The sequence below is a fragment of the Novosphingobium umbonatum genome (assembly GCF_004005905.1).
Classification (GTDB): Bacteria; Pseudomonadota; Alphaproteobacteria; order Sphingomonadales; family Sphingomonadaceae; genus Novosphingobium; species Novosphingobium umbonatum.
On record NZ_SACO01000058.1, the window covers coordinates 1 to 416 of the forward strand.

At 57.9% G+C, this 416-nt stretch carries 1 pseudogene; it reads right to left on the minus strand.

What is annotated here, in order from left to right:
• A pseudogene (locus EOE18_RS18730) lies at positions 1 to 239 on the minus strand (IS6 family transposase); the annotation flags it as partial.
• Positions 240 to 416 lie beyond the last annotated feature (177 nt).

A 416-nucleotide genomic window follows, 5' to 3' on the forward strand; every position in this document is an offset into this window, starting at 1 on the left:
CAGTGCCGGAACCCGCGCATCCGTGACACGCGCTGCCGCCGGATTTCGGAGGCAAACATCGGCCCGAAACGGTTCCACCAGAACCGCACCGTTTCGTGGCAGATATCGATGCCACGCTCGAAAAGCAAATCTTCAACATTGCGCAGCGAAAGAGGGAAACGAACATACATCATGACCACAAGGCGGATCACCTCAGGTGACGAGTTGAAATAGCGAAATGGGTTCGGGGCTGGCTGCATCCAACCAATTTACAGGCCCCCTGCCCCATCTGCAATTTTGCTCTGACAAGGCCGCTCGGCTTCCAGCTTGAATTGGCGCTGACGCTCGGCCGCAGCCGAGATCGCCTTGGCTTCGTCGGCAAGACAATCCTCCTCGTGGCGGCGACCGAATGCGATAAACATCGCCTGACGATCGAC